At 55.6% G+C, this 16,124-nt stretch carries 17 protein-coding genes; 12 read left to right on the top strand and 5 right to left on the bottom strand.

From position 1 onward, the window contains the following. Positions 1 to 288 precede the first annotated feature (288 nt). From AC222A_RS08415 to AC222A_RS08395, 5 genes are all read left to right on the top strand, one after another. Complete coding sequence (locus AC222A_RS08415) at positions 289 to 1,443, top strand: alpha/beta hydrolase family protein (protein WP_372750576.1); 1,155 nt, start codon at positions 289 to 291, stop codon at positions 1,441 to 1,443. Positions 1,444 to 1,500: 57 nt separating this feature from the next. Then, positions 1,501 to 1,887, top strand: coding sequence for an MAPEG family protein (locus AC222A_RS08410; RefSeq protein ID WP_372750577.1), 387 nt, complete (start codon positions 1,501 to 1,503; stop codon positions 1,885 to 1,887). 42 nt (positions 1,888 to 1,929) lie between these two features. Beyond that, positions 1,930 to 4,578 carry a CehA/McbA family metallohydrolase gene (locus tag AC222A_RS08405; RefSeq protein ID WP_372799293.1) on the top strand — a complete coding sequence of 883 codons (2,649 nt, stop codon included), beginning with the start codon at positions 1,930 to 1,932 and terminating at the stop codon, positions 4,576 to 4,578. Between the two features lie 96 nt (positions 4,579 to 4,674). After that, a complete protein-coding gene (locus tag AC222A_RS08400; protein WP_372747724.1) occupies positions 4,675 to 5,337 on the top strand; it encodes a YiaD family glycine zipper/OmpA-like lipoprotein in 663 nt (220 codons plus the stop codon). A gap of 3 nt (positions 5,338 to 5,340) precedes the next feature. After that, on the top strand, positions 5,341 to 5,829 hold the full coding sequence (locus AC222A_RS08395; RefSeq protein ID WP_372747723.1) for an LEA/WHy family protein: 489 nt from the start codon (positions 5,341 to 5,343) through the stop codon (positions 5,827 to 5,829). Positions 5,830 to 5,911: 82 nt separating this feature from the next. Here the strand turns inward: AC222A_RS08395 and AC222A_RS08390 are convergent, their stop codons facing one another. Then, a complete protein-coding gene (locus AC222A_RS08390) occupies positions 5,912 to 6,712 on the bottom strand; it encodes a ParA family protein (RefSeq protein WP_372747722.1) in 801 nt (266 codons plus the stop codon). Between the two features lie 81 nt (positions 6,713 to 6,793). Beyond that, on the bottom strand, positions 6,794 to 7,054 hold the full coding sequence (locus AC222A_RS08385; protein ID WP_372747721.1) for a DUF1145 domain-containing protein: 261 nt from the start codon (positions 7,052 to 7,054) through the stop codon (positions 6,794 to 6,796). Positions 7,055 to 7,145: 91 nt separating this feature from the next. Here AC222A_RS08385 and AC222A_RS08380 point away from each other — a divergent pair, with 91 nt between their 5' ends. Together AC222A_RS08380 and AC222A_RS08375 are read left to right on the top strand one after the other, a co-directional pair. Then, complete coding sequence (locus tag AC222A_RS08380) at positions 7,146 to 7,793, top strand: lysoplasmalogenase (RefSeq protein WP_372747720.1); 648 nt, start codon at positions 7,146 to 7,148, stop codon at positions 7,791 to 7,793. 8 nt (positions 7,794 to 7,801) lie between these two features. Beyond that, entirely contained in the window at positions 7,802 to 8,416 is a 615-nt protein-coding gene (locus AC222A_RS08375) for a riboflavin synthase subunit alpha (RefSeq protein WP_372747719.1), read from the top strand. Between the two features lie 58 nt (positions 8,417 to 8,474). On the opposite strand, the gene AC222A_RS08370 is transcribed toward AC222A_RS08375, so the two are convergent. Continuing rightward, positions 8,475 to 8,804 (bottom strand): Mpo1-like protein, encoded by a 330-nt coding sequence (locus AC222A_RS08370; protein ID WP_372747718.1) that lies wholly within the window; start codon positions 8,802 to 8,804, stop codon positions 8,475 to 8,477. Positions 8,805 to 8,834: 30 nt separating this feature from the next. Further along, entirely contained in the window at positions 8,835 to 9,611 is a 777-nt protein-coding gene (locus AC222A_RS08365; protein ID WP_372747717.1) for a class II aldolase/adducin family protein, read from the bottom strand. 93 nt (positions 9,612 to 9,704) lie between these two features. Between AC222A_RS08365 and AC222A_RS08360 the strand changes: the two genes are divergently transcribed. Together AC222A_RS08360 and cspE are read left to right on the top strand one after the other, a co-directional pair. Then, on the top strand, positions 9,705 to 10,412 hold the full coding sequence (locus AC222A_RS08360; RefSeq protein WP_372747716.1) for a Crp/Fnr family transcriptional regulator: 708 nt from the start codon (positions 9,705 to 9,707) through the stop codon (positions 10,410 to 10,412). A 263-nt stretch (positions 10,413 to 10,675) separates the two neighbouring features. Then, positions 10,676 to 10,882, top strand: coding sequence for a transcription antiterminator/RNA stability regulator CspE (cspE, locus tag AC222A_RS08355; RefSeq protein WP_372747715.1), 207 nt, complete (start codon positions 10,676 to 10,678; stop codon positions 10,880 to 10,882). A gap of 84 nt (positions 10,883 to 10,966) precedes the next feature. On the opposite strand, the gene AC222A_RS08350 is transcribed toward cspE, so the two are convergent. Next, positions 10,967 to 12,163 carry an amidohydrolase family protein gene (locus AC222A_RS08350; protein ID WP_372747714.1) on the bottom strand — a complete coding sequence of 399 codons (1,197 nt, stop codon included), beginning with the start codon at positions 12,161 to 12,163 and terminating at the stop codon, positions 10,967 to 10,969. 200 nt (positions 12,164 to 12,363) lie between these two features. Here AC222A_RS08350 and AC222A_RS08345 point away from each other — a divergent pair, with 200 nt between their 5' ends. The 3 genes from AC222A_RS08345 to AC222A_RS08335 all read left to right on the top strand — a co-directional run bounded on the left by AC222A_RS08345 (position 12,364) and on the right by AC222A_RS08335 (position 16,062). Next, the gene (locus AC222A_RS08345; protein ID WP_372747713.1) at positions 12,364 to 13,536 is read left to right on the top strand and encodes a 1-acyl-sn-glycerol-3-phosphate acyltransferase; all 1,173 of its coding nucleotides are present in this window, start codon (positions 12,364 to 12,366) and stop codon (positions 13,534 to 13,536) included. 3 nt (positions 13,537 to 13,539) lie between these two features. Then, entirely contained in the window at positions 13,540 to 15,660 is a 2,121-nt protein-coding gene (gene dinG, locus AC222A_RS08340) for an ATP-dependent DNA helicase DinG (RefSeq protein ID WP_372747712.1), read from the top strand. Positions 15,661 to 15,744: 84 nt separating this feature from the next. Further along, positions 15,745 to 16,062 carry a YqcC family protein gene (locus AC222A_RS08335; RefSeq protein ID WP_372810036.1) on the top strand — a complete coding sequence of 106 codons (318 nt, stop codon included), beginning with the start codon at positions 15,745 to 15,747 and terminating at the stop codon, positions 16,060 to 16,062. Positions 16,063 to 16,124: the final 62 nt, after the last annotated feature.

The following is a 16,124-nucleotide window of genomic DNA, read 5'->3' as shown; positions in this document are numbered from 1 at the left end:
CACCGCCCTTTTTTATGTCTTATCGCAATGTCGAGTGGCAATTGAAGCGTTTCAACACGGCGTGGTGTCGTGCGATACCCATGCGGCAGCACCCCCCCGTTCTGTCCTTCTGCCAACGGGAGGGAGGGAATCGAACATCCAAACCAAAGCCAATCCACCTGAGTTTACGAATACCCTTTTTATGCTGAAAAAACTGAGGCGAAGGGATTAAAAAATACTCACTACGACCCCGGTTTTTTCGTGGTAGGGTACGCGATCGATGGAGATGTTCATTCAAGAGGGAAGCCTGTGAAACGTGTTCTGCTGGTTATTGTTGCGTTGTTGGTCGTAACGGGTCTGGTGCTGACTTTTGCCAAGCGGCCTGAGCCGCTCGATCCGGCGCTGGAGAGCGCGAAACGCTTGCATGACGGTCCGCACACGGTGGCTTACTACGACGTGACCCTAACCGATACCACGCGCCCCAGTCAGGCTCACGGTAATTTTGAGGGTAGCGATTCTCGTGAGCTGAAAACTCGCATCTGGTATCCGTCAGATTTGTTGCGTGAAGGACGTCCGGCGGCGAAGCCCTTACCTTTGCTTATCTATAGTCACGGTTTTATGTCGATGCGCACTGGCGGCGCTTACCTGGCAGAACATATGGTGAGTAAAGGTTATATCGTGGCGGCGATGGACTATCCGCTGACAAACTATTCGGCACCGGATCAGCCCTATGTGGTGGACGTTGTAAACCAGCCTGGCGACGTCAGTTTCTTGCTGGATCACTTTACAAGCTGGCACCGCGACCAGGGCAATCTGTTTGAAGGAGCGGTTGATGAAACACGTATCGGTGCTTTTGGGTTGTCGCTGGGCGGTATGACAACAACCATGGCGGCATTTCATCCGCGTTTTCGCGATCCGCGCATTGACGCCGCGGTGTCGATTGCTGGTCCCAGCTTCCCGTTCACTGAATTGTTTTACAGCCATCGCCAGCTTCCCTACATGATGATTGCTTCGCCAATTGATGCGCTCGTTGATTACCGGGCCAATGCGCTACCGACTCTGTTAGTGCCTGGTGCAATTCTGGTGACTATTGAAGATGCCAGCCACACTGGCTTCGCCGACATGGCAAAAATGCTGCGTTTCATGCGCAATCCCGACAAACTGGGGTGTGACCAGGTGAAGTCCAATATCGATGCGTCTAGCGAGGACACCTGGTACCACCTGATTGGCACGCCCGAAGAGGGTGTGGCGGCAATTGATGCGCCACCTTTGTGTGAAATGGACCCCTTGCCTGTTGGGATGAATCCGGTGCGCCAGCATTGGCTTAATCAGCTTGCGGTGTCTAGCTTCTTTGAGAGCCATTTTGCTGAAGATCCGGCAGTGAGACGCGGCAATCGTGACTTTTTGTTGAACACTTTGCCGCGCGAGATTGCAGAGGTCAGGGTAGACGTGAATAATAACTAGGGCAGCCGCATAGGGCTGCGCCACAATAATCACAATATAAGCAAAGAAGGTAAATTCATGACGACTGCTCTGTGGTGTTTGTTCGCGACGGCACTTATTCCAACACTGCTAGCCTTTACTGGCGGCTTCTTGCGGCACAAAGAACTCGGTAAAGCGGACAATAAAAATCCGCGGCTACAGTATGCGCAGGCGACCGGTATTGTTTCCCGTGCTTTTGCTGCCCAGCAGAATGCTTGGGAAGCATTGATTCTGTTTTCCGCTGCTCTCCTTGCCTCTTATATTGCAGGCGTACCCCAAGAAAAACTGGCCAGTATCGCGCTGATATTTGTTGTTGCCCGCGTGTTCCACGCCATTTTTTATCTTGCGGACAAAGATGCCTTGCGCTCCCTGGCTTATCTGGTTGCACTGGGTAGTGTGATCTGCATTTTTGTGATGGGCGCCTAAGGTTATTGGTGGCCTGAGGCTGCTGGTGCCTGGGGAGTGTTTGTGAAAAGCATAACGCTAGGTAAATGGCGCTCTTTGTGCGCTGTGACTTTAGTTTGGGCTGGCATCGCATCCCCCGCAGGTGCTGACTACGCCGCGTTTCAGCTGGACGCAGCCAATATGGCGTCGGCGGCGCGCGGTGGCGTGGATGCCATCGCCGGTCGCGGCGACTGGTGGCTGACCAACGGCACTCTGTGTGCTGCGATCAGCGATGTCGAACACGACGCTGGAATCGTCGCCGGTGGCGGCAGTTTGATCGACTTTGGATTCTGTGGCCGCGATGACGATCAGTGGACCTATGCCAATCTGCTGACTGGATTGGCCAAGGAAAAAGCGATTCGCGCCAGTGAAATTCTGGCCAAGTCGGGCGCCTCGAAGGCTGAAGTTGTGGTGGTGGGTGAAGACGGCGGTTTGCGTCAGACACTGCGCTACGTATTTAGCGAATCTGACCCCTCGGCGCTATCATTATGGGTGGAGGTAGAGCGGCTGGCTCCCGGACGCCCAGTGCGGCTGAGTGGCTTGCTCACACTATACCCTCACCGCGCATTAACCCCCTACACCCTGTCGACCATAGCACCCAATTACAGTATTGGCTTTGACCACCCCTACGTTGATCGGCACAGCATGTTTTCGCTGACGGCAGGGATGATGCCGGCAGACTGGAATATTCTGGTGGGCAGTCACGTGGAGCCTGCGCCACTGAGTTACGGTGTACAACTGGCCTCGGCCTACCTGACAGATCGCGACGGTGTTGATCATCGATTGCCCCAGTTCCTGGTTACGCTGCCAGATTACAGCCTGCACGGCTGGATGACGCGGCCATTGTGGCTGGGCAGCGAAAAGCTAGGCATGATGCAGATGCTGCAGAGCCAGCTGATGGATCTGAAAGTTGGCGAGCGGATGGTGGTTCACTTTCGAATGCTCGTTGGCGCCGCTGCTGATGTTGCTGCCGCGACCGATCAGATCTATCAGGGCCCGACCTTGCGCGGCAGTGTGAATACGGCACCGGTTTCACTGGAAGTATTTGCCGACGATGGTCGTTCGGTGAGTCAGCGCCGGGTGGAGTATCCGGGTGAATTTTCGCTGACACTGCCGAAAGAATTGATGAAAGCGAGGGTAGTAGCGCGCAGTCCCTGGGGTGAAACGGTTGAGCTAAATCAGCGAATTGCTGGTGATACCGATCTTGGTGCGGTCGTATTTCGCGAGCGTACCGAACTGCGCTTGCCTGCGGGCAAAGCGATGAAGCTCAGTTTTTTCGGGCTTGGCAATACGCCAACACCGCGCCTGGGCGACGACTTGCTCAACTTTCGCAATAAGGGCCAGCCGGTGGAGCACTCGCTAGTGAGCAACAGCGTATCGCTCGCCGGCGTGAGATCTGATCCCCGCGTGGTATTTCTACCGCCGGGTGAGTATGAAGTGCTCGCGTCGCGGGGGCTTGAGCACTCCGTGACAACTACTCGGCTAGAGCTTAAGCCGGGTGAAGTGACATCCCTGGAAATAGACGCTCCGCAGCGGCTGCTGGAGAGTGATTGGGTGTCGGCAGATTTTCACGTGCATGCGGGCCAGAGTTTTGATTCCACGCTGCCGCTAACCGAGCGTTTTCGTACCTTTGCCGCCCAAGACGCCAAACTGCTGGTGTTGAGCGAACATAACCGTATTGTTGATGGGCGTGAAGCGCTTGCGTCGCTGGCGCTCGATACCCCCATTACCCTGATTACCGGCTCAGAGCTGACCGGGATGGCGCGTACCCCGGTGGCCCCCACTTCGCTGGGACACAGCAATATTTTTCCGGTGGCGGAACGCAATGAGCTGTTTGCCGGTGGCGCGCCACGGGTTGAAGACCGGCGCTTACGCGATCTGATTACCGATACCCGTTATCGCTACCCGGGCGCGATTTTTCAGCTCAATCACCCGCGCTCGCAGGATGCGATTGACAGTGACCTCTCCTATTTCAATCACCTGTCGCAGGCCAAGCCCTTTGAGCCGGTGTTGCCACTGACCCATCCGCGCAATCATTCCCTGCTGGAGCCCGCCAGTAGTGGTTTTCGCGATATCGACTTTGACGCCATGGAAATTCTCAACGGCGCTGAAATGGATGCTTTTCCGATAGCGCTGCGCGACTGGCTGTCGCTGCTCAATCAGGGTTACCGCATTCGCGCTACCGGCAACAGCGATTCACACGGTATGGACGAGGTAGTCTCGGTACCGCGCAATTACGTAAAACTTGCGGCTGACGCTGAGAGCTCCCCGGAGACTGCACTGGTCAGGGCAGTGCGCGCGGGCGAACTTTTTCTGACCAGTGGCCCCCTGTTGTCGATCACCCACAACGGCGATAACGCCATGGGGCAGGAGCTGCAGGGCGGGTCGATTGCGCTGACCATTCGTGTTGATGCAGTGCCCTGGGTAGATGTCAGCACGCTGCGGCTCTACGTGAACGGCCGCACATATCTTGAGCGCAGTATTGTTCCGGGGCAGGATTATTCAGAAATCGTTCATGTAAAGCGTGATAGCGTGGCGGTTGTGGAAGTTTCCGGAGAGGCTGGTCGGGTCTACCAAAAGCTGTTTCCGGGGCTGCAGCCGGTGGCGGTGAGTAATCCGGTATACATCGATGCTGATAGTGACGGACAATGGCTGCCCCCGGGTGTACCCTGAGGGCGACAGAAAAAACGGCATTAGTACACAGAATTATAGGCGTCACAGAATCTACACTCACAAGCTGTAATTTTTATACACACAGGGGATCCCTAAATGAAAGCAACATGGTCTGTTCGTATCGCAAGCGTAGCGCTTGCTCTGGTCGTGGCAGGTTGTACCATCGACCCGTACACTGGTGAGAAGAAAACCAGTAATACCGCAAAAGGTGCTGGTATAGGCGCATTGGCCGGTGCTGCTATCGGCGCGGCTACAGCGGGTAAAGACAAGAACAAAGCGATCAAGCAGGGCGCTCTGGCGGGTGCGGCGATTGGTGCTGGCACCGGTTACTACATGGATACCCAAGAAGCCAAACTGCGTCAGCAGCTTGAAGCTACGGGTGTTCGCGTAGAGCGCATTGGCGACACCATCAAGTTGATCATGCCGGGCAACATCACCTTTGCCACCAATAGCTCTTCACTGCAGCCTTCCTTTACTGACGTGCTGAACAGCGTTGTTCAAGTGGTCAAGGAATACGACAAAACCCTGCTGCAGATCAACGGTTACACCGATTCTACCGGCAGCTTCGAACACAACCAGAAGTTGTCAGAGCAACGTGCTGATAGCGTCGCCCGCTTTTTCCTGAACAGCGGCGTTGCAGCTGACCGCGTGCGCACTGCGGGCATGGGACCACGTGACCCGATTGCTTCCAATGATTCGGCCGCCGGTCGCTCACAGAACCGTCGCGTTGAACTGAGCCTGATCCCCACCGGAAACTAATCCATGGCTTTACTCCTTCAGCAACCGCTCGCCAAGGCGAGCGGTTTTTTTATTCTTGTGTTTCTGATGGTTTTGGGCAGCGGTTGTGCGCTGTTGCGCGATACCGCCAAGCCCGAAATATCGGTTACATCGTTGTCTCTGCAACCCAGTCGTGGATTTACGCAGACCTTGAATATTGGTGTTCGGGTGCGTAACACCAATGGTTTTGGGCTGAATATCAATACGCTCAATTACCGAATTTTTCTGGAAGACACGGAAGTGGCCTTTGGCAAACGCACAGAAAAGCTGGAGATTGGAGCCAATGACAGCGTGAGTTTCACCGTGCCCGTCGAGTTGAATCTGCTCAGCGGTCTGTCGTTGATACAGAAACTGTTAAATGCGCCCAAGGATGAGCTCGCGTATCGAATGGAAGTGGACGCGGATGTGGCCAACTTTGGTTTGGGTATGATGCGTATTCAGCGTGAATCTACCGTTAGCCTGGTGCCGCGTTAGCAAGCATGCGGGCGACCACGCTGGTCGCTAGTACACCCATAAAAAAGCCCGCTTTGCTGCGGGCTTTTTTATCTTCGTAAATTTAGGCGCTTTTCTTTTTTGACTGCTTTTTGCTGTTCTCTTCCAGGTCGCTGTGAATCGCCAGCAGCTGTTGCGTCAGTTTGTGCGATTGCGCCATATAGATCAGCGGCGTTTGACGGGTGCGTGACTCTTTCATTTTGACCGAGCTGCTCAGATAGGTGTCGAACAATGGCAGCCCCATGTCGGTCAGCTCTTCAGTAAGTTGTTGCGGTAGCGAGGCGAGGGCCTGGAATTGGTTGACCACCACACCCTCGAGCGACAGTTTCGGGTTGTGGTCTTCCCTGATCTCCGCCACCGTGTCGAGCAGGTTCATCAGGGCGCCCGCAGAAAAGCTGTCGCAGTCAAAGGGAATCAATAACGAGTCGGCGGCGATCAGCGCAGAGCGACTATAGAAATTCAGGGCGGGTGGGGTGTCGATATAAATATGCTGGTATTCGTCCGCCAGATTTTCCAGGGCATCACGCAGCTTGTAGATTTTGTGGCGCGATTCCAGATCGCGCTCGATGCTAGCCAGTTCTGGGTTGGATGGCATCAAAAACAGGTTTTCGAACTCTGTATTGTAGATGAAGTCCCGGGGTTCCTTGCCCTTGCCGAAGAACGATAGTTTTTGCCGGAAAAAATCGGCGGCGTTATCGGTTAGCTCTTTGAACTGGTCGCCAATCAGGTACTCGCTGCTGTTGCCCTGCACGTCCAGGTCGATAACCAGGGTTTTGTAGCCTTTCCAAGCGCTGATGGCGGCAAGATTGCACGTGATGCTGGTTTTGCCTACGCCGCCTTTTTGATTGAATACAACTCGCTTCATGGGTCGCCTCAACACACATATGTCCGGAAAGGCGCAATCCTACCAGTCTGTTGCGGTCTTCTCCATTGCTGGTGGGGCGAATCAGGCTTTGGATTTGTTCAACCACTGACCACTATGCAGCACACCGTACAGGAGCACCAGAATGGTGCCAGCCAACGCGGAGTGGTTGGGGTCTGCCTGAATCTGTTTGCGAAAATAGATGCATTCAATACTGTGGGCGACCAGTAGCGCAGCGGCAATCCCGGTAATCCAAGGGGCAGCGGCACCAAACGGGGTGATCAGGTTGATAACGGCGGCGATCCAGAATGCGAGGGTAGCGATTTTGCCGAGCGTATTTGACACGAATGAGATCCTTATTATGGCTTGTTATAACCGGTGTCATGGTAAACAATATTTACGTAACCCCCAAGTTTTTTAACGCGAGGAAAAAACCATGTTCCCGCAAGTACTTACCCTGCCGGTGGCACTGTGCCTCGGTTCGGTCGCCCTGTTACTGGTTTTCGAACGGCAGGGTATAAAACGCGCAGAATGGCTGCTCAAGCCGCTGGCGGCGCTGGCGTTTATCTGGGCTGGGCTGGCTAGCGGAGCGCTGGAAAGCGACTATGGGGTGTGGATTCTCGTGGGGCTGGTGCTGTGCATGGCAGGTGATGTGCTGTTGATCCCGCCGGGTCAGGGGCCTGCGTTTCTGGGTGGCATGCTGGCGTTCCTGCTGGGGCATCTGGCTTATGCGGTGGGTTTTTGGCAATGGCCGCTGGATGCTGGCCGGCTACTGGGCGCGATAGTAGCAATGGCAATTGTGGCCTTTGTTGTGCTGCGCTGGTTGTGGCCATATCTCGACAAAGCCTTCCGCGTGGCGGTGGTGGCCTATGTGGTGGTTATTTCATTGATGGTCTGTATCGCCTTTGCTATCAGTGAGGTGAACTGGCTGATCCCGGCCGGCGCGCTGGCGTTTGCGGTGTCTGATCTGGCGGTGGCGAGGAACCGGTTCGTGGCGCCGGGGTTTGGCAACCGGCTGTGGGGTCTGCCGCTGTATTTTATTTCCCAATTGATGATTGCCGCGACTGTTACGGTCGCTCACTAGGAGTTTATATGTTTACCGGTATCGTCCAGGGTGCGTTTCCTCTGGCGCGCCTTATCGAGAAGCCGGGTTTGCGGCAGTTGGTCATGCAGCTCGACGAGCCTCTGGTTGCCGGGCTGCAGATTGGCGCCAGTGTTGCGCTTAATGGTGTGTGCATGACCGTGACTCATATCGACGGCACGCAGGTGGGTTTTGATGCCATGCAGGAAACCCTGTCACTGACCACGCTGGGACAGTTGCGCGAAAACGAGCCGGTGAATGTGGAGCGCTCGGTTACGCAGGCAGGGGAAATCGGTGGTCATATCGTGTCGGGTCACATCGATGGTGTCGCTGAACTGGTGGGGCTGGAGCATACCGAAAATAATTGCACGATGACCTTTCAGTTGCCGCTGGCGCTGGCCAAGTATGTGTTTAAAAAGGGCTTTATTGGTCTGCACGGATGCAGCCTGACAGTGGCAACCATGGATCAGAAAACGGGCCGGTTTTCGGTCTGCCTGATCCCGGAAACGCTCAGGGCGACCAATCTTTCGCTACTTCGGCAGGGCGACCGGGTCAACATTGAAGTGGATCGCCAGACTCAGGTGATTGTTGATACGGTAGAGCGGGTGCTGGCTGAACGGGGCTGAAAAACCGGGGCTGAGAAACCGGGGTTGCCCCCGGTTTTTGTTGGCGGGGTTTTGTCTCTTACCAGGCGAGCTTGCCCGTCACGACATCCTTCCACATAACAAAGTCTCCCCACAGGCTGTAGAGCGGATTTTTAAAGGTGGCCGGCTTGTTTTTCTCGAAGAAGAAGTGGCCAACCCAGGCAAAACCGTAGCCTATCAGCGGTAACAGCCACAGCCAGCTCCAGTGCTGGGTGGCCACTACATAACTCACCAGGGCAATAACCAGGGTGGTGCCGATGACGTGCAGGCGTCGGCAGGTGCGATCTTCATGCTCACTCAAATAGTAGGGGTAGAATTCCTTAAAGGAGGTGAAGCCGCCTTCGGGAATGGTGAGGGTTTGCTTGTTCATGACTAAGTCTCCGTTGTTCAAACGAGCCAATTACTGATCGTAGCCTGGGTTCTGGCGCTGCAGTTTGCGCAGTAACCCCGGCCAGGCCAAGCCGCCGAACATGCCACGTGTGACCACCTGGGCCGCTTCACGCACGCCGTCGAGAATATCTTGCTGTACCGGTATCAATTCACGATTGCCTGCCAGCGCGCGCACCTGAATCATGCAGGCGGCTTCAAAAATATACATGGCGAGGAAGGCGTCAGCCGGGCTCTGGCCAACCGTGAGCAGACCGTGATTGCGTAGCATCAGAAAGACATTTTCCCCAAGGTCTTGCACCAGGCGCGGTTTCTCATCCTCGTTCAGGGCGATGCCTTCGTAGTCGTGGTAACCCAGATTGGACAGCACCAGCGTAGCTTGCTGGGAAATGGGCAGCAGACCTTCCTTCTGGGTGGAGACAGCAACCCCGTTAAGCGAGTGGGTGTGCATGACACAGTGGGCGTCTTCGCGAGCGGCATGAATGGCGCTGTGTATGGTGAAGCCCGCCGGGTTGACGTCATAAGGCGAGTCGTCGATCTTGTTGCCCTCGGCGTCGATTTTGACCAGGGACGAAGCGGTGACCTCTTCGAACATCATGCCGTAAGGGTTGATCAGGAAATGATGGTCGGTGTTGGGTACCCGCGATGAAATATGGGTAAACACAAGATCATCCCAGCCGTACATGGCCACCAATCGGTAGGCCGCCGCCAGGTTGACCCGCGCCTCCCACTCTTCAGCCGTGACCCGGTCTTTGACGTTGTCTGCGGGTTTACTCGCTGTCTGGCTCATGGCAATCTCCTGTCAATGCGCTGTCTATGTGTCACCATACTGCGCGCCTTTCTATAAGAAAACTGTCAATGAATTGACAATCAGGGGCGTTAATTGAATCAAGCCTTATCCATTCGCCAGAGCCTGGAGACCAATGCCTGGTTTGCGAAGCTTCCCGGCAGTGTTCTGGATGAACTCTCTCGCCACACGCAGCGCCGGCGACTGCACGATGGTGAGCTGCTCTATGCTCGCGGCGACCAGCCCACGGGGCTGTTTGGCGTGGAGCGCGGACGGGTGCGTATTTCCAATACCTCCAGTGAAGGCAAGGAACTTACCGCCACCTACTTCGAAAACGGTGATTGGCTCGGGGAGATTTCCATTTTTGACGGTCTGCCGCGCCTGACAGATGCTGTCGCCTGCGGCGAGTGTCAGGTGTTGGTGGTGCCGCGCCAGGCAATTCAGGATTTGCTGGCGCGCCAGCCCGAACTCTACGCGCCGTTCGTACAGATATTGTGCCGTAAGCTACGAATGGCCATGGAAGGTATGAGCGACCTGATGTTGCTGCCTTTGTCGCAGCGCTTGGCCAAGCGTCTGCTGGCTTTGGCTGACGATTACGGCCGCCCTCACGAACACGGTATCGAAATTGATTTTCATCTGCCGCAGGACGAGCTCGGGCGCCTGCTGGGAACCTCGCGCCAAAGCGTTAGCAAAGAGCTGAAAGCGCTCGAAAAAAACGGTTGGGTAAAGCTGGCATATGGCCGAATAATAGTGGCTGATCGCGAAGCCTTGACGGCCCATATAGAGGCGCCCTCGGGCCCGTAATAAGGGTTTTTGGTGATAGTACAAAATGTCTGTACGCGCAGGTACTTTGTCGTATAATCGATTGTGCTGACTAAGACTCAGTGTGCAACTTGTGAAGCAATTTAGAACGACCTGCCTGTCTGTACTCAGTCAATTGAGCTTGGCCGGGTACAAGATCTTCATCTTGTTTTTCCAAAGTCATCTCTGCGCCTTACCGTCAACACAAAATCTGCGTATGCAGAGTTCAAGTACCATTTCGGTGAACATGCCGAGGAGAAAAAGCAATGTCTAAAGCAACTGGCCAGGTTAAGTGGTTTAACGAATCTAAAGGCTTCGGTTTTCTGGAGCAAGATGGCGGCAAGGACGTATTCGTTCATTTCAGCGCGATTCAGGGTTCGGGTTTTAAAACCCTGACCGAAGGTCAGCGTGTAGAATTTGAAGTGGTTCAGGGTGACAAAGGCCCGCAGGCTGCCAACGTAACGGTTGTCTGATAGACCCTTATCATAAAAAAAGGCGCCCATGCGGCGCCTTTTTTGTTTCTGCGTATGCTGGGCTCGCGCCCGCTGGGTGTGTCGTTACAGCGGTTTGAGCTCGTTTAACTCCACCACGTTGTCGCGCAGAATGCGTTTCTTTTTAAGGTCGTCAAATTTTGCCAGTTCCGGCACATAGTCCAGAGGTGTTGGCATGCCTTCTATGTGCGGCCAGTCGGAACCGAAAATCACTCGGTCGGCCCCCATGATTTCTTCCACTTCATAGACATCGTCTTCCCAGAATGGGTTGATCCACACGTGCTGTTTGAACAGTTCAACCGGGTCTTCCTTGTAATAGCCCATGGTGTCCATGCGGTCGCGAGACTGCTTGAGTTTACGCACCAGGTCCGGCAGAAATTCAGCGCCATTTTCGATGGACGCAATGCGCAGGTTGGGGAAACGTTCAAACAGTTTTTCGTAACACAGTGTTACCAGAAAATCGTAGGCTGCGCGTTCGATATTAAAGTGTTTGATATTGGGTGCCCAAGAGCTGAATGCATTGGAGCCACCGGTGCTGAAACCGTCGTCTACATAGCCATGGGTGGTATAGCCCGAATCTGACGCGTGAACGACGACAGTAATACCGGCCTCATTAACGCGTGCCCAGAAGGGATCAAATGTCGGGTGTGATGGCGACAGTGGGCCGTTTTCGGTCCACACGGCGGCGGGGCGCATGCATACAGTACGTGCCCCCTGTTTCAGGGCCCATTCCAGCTCTTCGCAGGCGAAATCTACGTCTGCTAGAGATATGTAGGGCGATGCGAAAATACGATTTTGGTAGTTGCAGCCCCAGTCTTCCTCCAGCCAGCGGTTAAACGCGCGAAATTGGGTTCGTACTGCTTCGATATCGTGCTTCAGCAGCTCTTCGTAGAGAACGCCCAGCGTCGGAAACAGCCACATGGCGTCCAGGCCCTGTTCGTCCAGCACTTTGATTCTTGCATCGCGATTGATATAGCAATCGGGCAGGGGCTCCGGGTCGCTGAGCAGTTCTTCGGGCTTGAGTTTGTTAGGGTTGCCGCGCAAGAAATCCGAAATGCTGCCCGGCTTGGCAATCGGGTCCCAGGTGGGATTGGTAACCGCGCGGGATACCTTGCCGCCCACCACGTGGTATTTACGGCCCTCGATCTCAGCCCACTGCACACAGCGCGGACGCATGTGCTTGGGTACGTGCCGGGTGAAGGCGTCGTGGGATTCGTAGTAGTGATTGTCGCAGTCGAAGGGCTTATAGCCGAGATCGCTCATGATGGGCTCCAGAAACTGTCTTGTTCAGCCCGACAAGCATACGGCCTGTGTGTCAGTGGTGCGATGTGCGCAACGGCCAGTTTTGTGTGGCAAAAATGCGCGGTGGTGTTGGCGGGGCGGGCATCCGTTGAATGCTGTAGAATAGCGCGCTGTCGCGGCGGGCTGTTCTGCCGGGTGGGGATATAAAAGCACAGAATTTTATGGACAGTTTTGCCGATATTCGACCGTACAATGACGATGAAGTTGCGCCCGTATTGCGCAAGTTATTGAACGACAAGGAGTTGCTGGACACGATTGCCGGTCTGCGACTGCCGCGACTGCAGCGCGTGTTTCCCAAATTGGTGCGGCCGCTGGTGCGCACCGTGCTGAAACGGCAACTGCGTGGCGTGGCCACGGTGCGCCAGTTTCAACAAGTGGTGAAGCTCTACATGGATGACATGATCGAGACCACCACCAGCCGCTTCACCGTGTCCGGGCTGGATAATCTTGACCGCAACCGCCCATGGCTGCTGATCAGTAATCATCGCGATATCGCACTTGATCCGGCCTTTGTAAATTACGCGCTATACCACAATGGCGGCGATACCGTACGCATCGCGATTGGCGACAATCTGCTGAGCAAGCCCTTTGCTGCTGACCTGATGCGGTTAAACAAAAGCTTTATCGTTAAACGCTCCGCCAAGGGACCGCGGCAGATGCTGGCGGCCTACAAAACCCTGTCCAATTACATTCGTCACTCTCTCACGCAGGAGCAGGCCACGATCTGGCTGGCGCAGCGTGAAGGCCGAGCCAAAGACGGTATTGATGTCACGGAGCCAGCCATTATCAAAATGCTGTGTATGAGTCAGCGAAAAGGTGAAGAGGCGTTCGCTGATTTTATAAAAACGCTGGGTATTGTGCCGGTAGCGATTTCCTACGAGTGGGATCCCTGCGATGAGGCCAAGGCCCGCGAGTTGACCTTGCGCGAGCGCGACGGCGATTACCTTAAAGCTGAATATGAAGATCTGAAAAGCATTGCAATGGGAATCCGCGGTCAGAAAGGGCGCGTGCATGTGCATTTTGGTGAGCCCTTGGCCGCCGACTTCGAAACACCAGTCGAAGTAGCTGCCGCTGTTGACCAGCAGATAGTGCAGGAGTATCGCCTGCAGCCGAGCAATATCTGGGCCTACGAGCAGCAAACCGGCAGTGACGACTGGCGCAAGCTGCCGGCCGACGTGCTGACCGAACTTGGCGATCTGGGAGCGGCTTCACGCGCCGAATTTGACGCTCGCATGGCGAGCATTCCGGCTGAGTATCGAACCAAGGCTGTTGCCATCTATGCCAATGCGGTGCGGGCCAAGCTCGGCCGACTGCCGGCGGTGGAGTCGGCCTAGATCGTGGTGGACGATAGCCTCAAGCAACAAATCCAGACGGCCTATTCCACCTTCTTGTCGTCCAAGGGTTTAAAGCCGCGCTATGGCCAGCGCCTGATGATTGCGCATGTGGCGCGCACCCTGTCAGCCATAGAGTGCGACGATGCTGGTCAGCGTACCGGCGGCAAGCCGCTGGTGGTGGTCGAGGCGGGTACCGGTACGGGCAAAACCCTCGCCTATCTGGTGGCGGCACTGCCGATTGCGCGGGCCCGCAACAAAACCTTAGTGATTTCCACGGCGACTGTTGCACTGCAGGAGCAGATCCTGCTGCGCGATATTCCCGACATTATTGAACACTCCGGTCTGGATTTTGATTTTGCTTTGGCCAAGGGGCGGCAGCGCTATTTGTGTCATGCGCGGCTGGACCAGCAGCTGTCTGGCGGTGGCCAGAATCAATTGTTGTACCCCGATGAAATCGCCGCCCAGCCCGAAGCGCAGGTACTTCATCTCTACCAGAACATGGCCGATGCGCTGGCAAGAAACCAGTGGGATGGCGACCGCGATCAATGGCCTGATGCCATCGATGATGAATCTTGGTTGCGACTGACCACGGAGCCGGCCCAGTGTACCGGACGACGCTGCAGCTTTATCCGCGAGTGCACGTTCTTCAAAGCGCGGGAAAATCTGCAGGATGTTGACGTCGTGGTGGCCAACCACGATTTGGTGCTGGCAGATCTGGCGCTGGGTGGCGGGGCCATTCTGCCGCCGCCGGAAGATGCCATTTACGTTTTTGACGAGGCGCATCATCTGCCCGATAAGGTGATCAATCATTTCAGTTTTCAGCTGCGATTTCACGCAACCGAGCGCTGGCTGGATCAAACCCTGCGCGCGGTTCGCGGTATGGCGGAACAAATCGGGCAGGGAGAGCTGCGTTCGCTGATTGACGCTCTCGCCGGACATATGGCGGTATTGCTGGAGGTATCTCGCGAAGCGTCTCCACTGGTGGAATCGCTGGTGCAGGAGGGGCTGGAGGCGCGTGGTAGCGGTGATGTATTGCGCTTTGAGCACGGGCTTGTGCCAGCCTTGTTGCAGCAGCAATCGGCGGAAATGATGCAGGCCTGCAGTGCAATACTCGACGAAGTAGACGACGTGCAGGAAGCCCTCGAAGACGCACTCGACAAGCGCAGCAAACAGTTTGACCGCGAGGTGCTCGAACAGTGGTTGGCTGCGGTTGCCACCATCCAGCGGCGGGTGGAGAATCAGATGGGGCTGTGGCGCAATTACCACAGTGCCAGTGAAAACGAAGAACCACCGATGGCGCGCTGGGTGAAAATGGTGGAGACGCCGAGTGGCGCTCTGGATATGGAGCTTTGCTGTAGCCCCATTTTGGCGGCCAACACACTGGCAGCTACCCTCTGGAAACGCTGTTTCGGCGCCGTACTGACATCGGCCACGCTGACGGCGCTGGGCGATTTCGGGCGCCTGAGTATGCGTGCAGGTCTGGCGGACATCAGTGATTGTGCGGTCGTACCGAGTCCCTTTGCCCATCAGGAAAAGGCGGAGTTGCGCGTGCCCGCCATGAACTGTGATGCGGGTAATGCACAGGCGCATACCGACGCGCTAATCGAGATGATGCCGACGCTGTTGCGTGAGGAGCGCGGCACCCTGGCATTATTCTCTTCATGGCGGCAGATGCTCGCTGTATACGAAGGGCTCCCACCGGACCTGCAGCGTCAGATCCTGAAGCAGGGCGACTATTCAAAGCACGAAATGCTGACCAGGCATCGCGAGCAGGTGGATGCCGGGGAATACAGCAGTCTGTTTGGCTTGGCCAGCTTTGCCGAAGGCGTGGATCTTCCCGGTGATTACTGTCGGCATGTCATTATTGCGAAACTCCCCTTTGCGCCGCCAGACGACCCGGTAGAGCAGGCTCTGGCAGAGTGGATTGAGAAAAATAACGGCAATGCCTTTATGGAAATTTCCGTGCCTGACGCCGCCCTTAAGCTAGTTCAAGCTAGTGGGCGGTTGTTGCGTAAGGAGAGTGACAGTGGTCGAATAACGCTTCTGGATCGGCGGGTGCTGACCCGGCGTTATGGTCAGAAAATGCTGGATTCGTTGCCACCGTTTCGACGCGTATTTGAATAGAGGGTCGTGGCTGACCCGGTTATTGGGTTCCTTAGCCCGCGACAGTATCGAATTCTCCAAACCACCCATTGTGAGTGACCTGTCATGCAAGCCAATACCGAGATTGCTTCGCTGCTGATTGATCTTGAAGCCATTATGCGAGCGTCCGGACTGTGGTCGGCACAAGCGCCCGAGCCGGCGGCGTTGGCCAGCAGCCAGCCCTTTTGTGTAGATACGCTCGATTTGGCACAGTGGCTTCAGTTTGTGTTTATTCCGCGGATGCAGGGCTTGCTGGAAGCAGGGCTGCCCATGCCTGAAAAGTGCGAGATAAAGCCGGTGCTGGAAGAGGGCATGGTTAGCCCAAGTGATGCGTTGCTCAGTGTGATTGGGGATCTGGATGAGGCCATCACGCGCGCGACCTAGCTGGACTGGCTATCTAGGCTGCGCGCGCCGGCAGACGTGAAGGCGGGGTAGACAGCGGCTTG

The organism is Litorivivens sp., from assembly GCF_057445395.1.
The sequence above is the reverse complement of the archived record's forward strand: the minus strand, read 5'-3'. Positions and strand labels throughout refer to the sequence as shown.

Coding starts and splice junctions, on each gene's coding strand:
- AC222A_RS08390 (WP_372747722.1), bottom strand. CDS start 6,712: ATGAAGCGAGTTGTATTCAATCAAAAAGGCGGCGTAGGCAAAACCAGC.
- AC222A_RS08395 (WP_372747723.1), top strand. CDS start 5,341: ATGGCTTTACTCCTTCAGCAACCGCTCGCCAAGGCGAGCGGTTTTTTT.
- cspE (WP_372747715.1), top strand. CDS start 10,676: ATGTCTAAAGCAACTGGCCAGGTTAAGTGGTTTAACGAATCTAAAGGC.
- AC222A_RS08375 (WP_372747719.1), top strand. CDS start 7,802: ATGTTTACCGGTATCGTCCAGGGTGCGTTTCCTCTGGCGCGCCTTATC.
- AC222A_RS08365 (WP_372747717.1), bottom strand. CDS start 9,611: ATGAGCCAGACAGCGAGTAAACCCGCAGACAACGTCAAAGACCGGGTC.
- AC222A_RS08345 (WP_372747713.1), top strand. CDS start 12,364: ATGGACAGTTTTGCCGATATTCGACCGTACAATGACGATGAAGTTGCG.
- AC222A_RS08400 (WP_372747724.1), top strand. CDS start 4,675: ATGAAAGCAACATGGTCTGTTCGTATCGCAAGCGTAGCGCTTGCTCTG.
- AC222A_RS08410 (WP_372750577.1), top strand. CDS start 1,501: ATGACGACTGCTCTGTGGTGTTTGTTCGCGACGGCACTTATTCCAACA.
- AC222A_RS08370 (WP_372747718.1), bottom strand. CDS start 8,804: ATGAACAAGCAAACCCTCACCATTCCCGAAGGCGGCTTCACCTCCTTT.
- AC222A_RS08335 (WP_372810036.1), top strand. CDS start 15,745: ATGCAAGCCAATACCGAGATTGCTTCGCTGCTGATTGATCTTGAAGCC.
- AC222A_RS08350 (WP_372747714.1), bottom strand. CDS start 12,163: ATGAGCGATCTCGGCTATAAGCCCTTCGACTGCGACAATCACTACTAC.
- AC222A_RS08380 (WP_372747720.1), top strand. CDS start 7,146: ATGTTCCCGCAAGTACTTACCCTGCCGGTGGCACTGTGCCTCGGTTCG.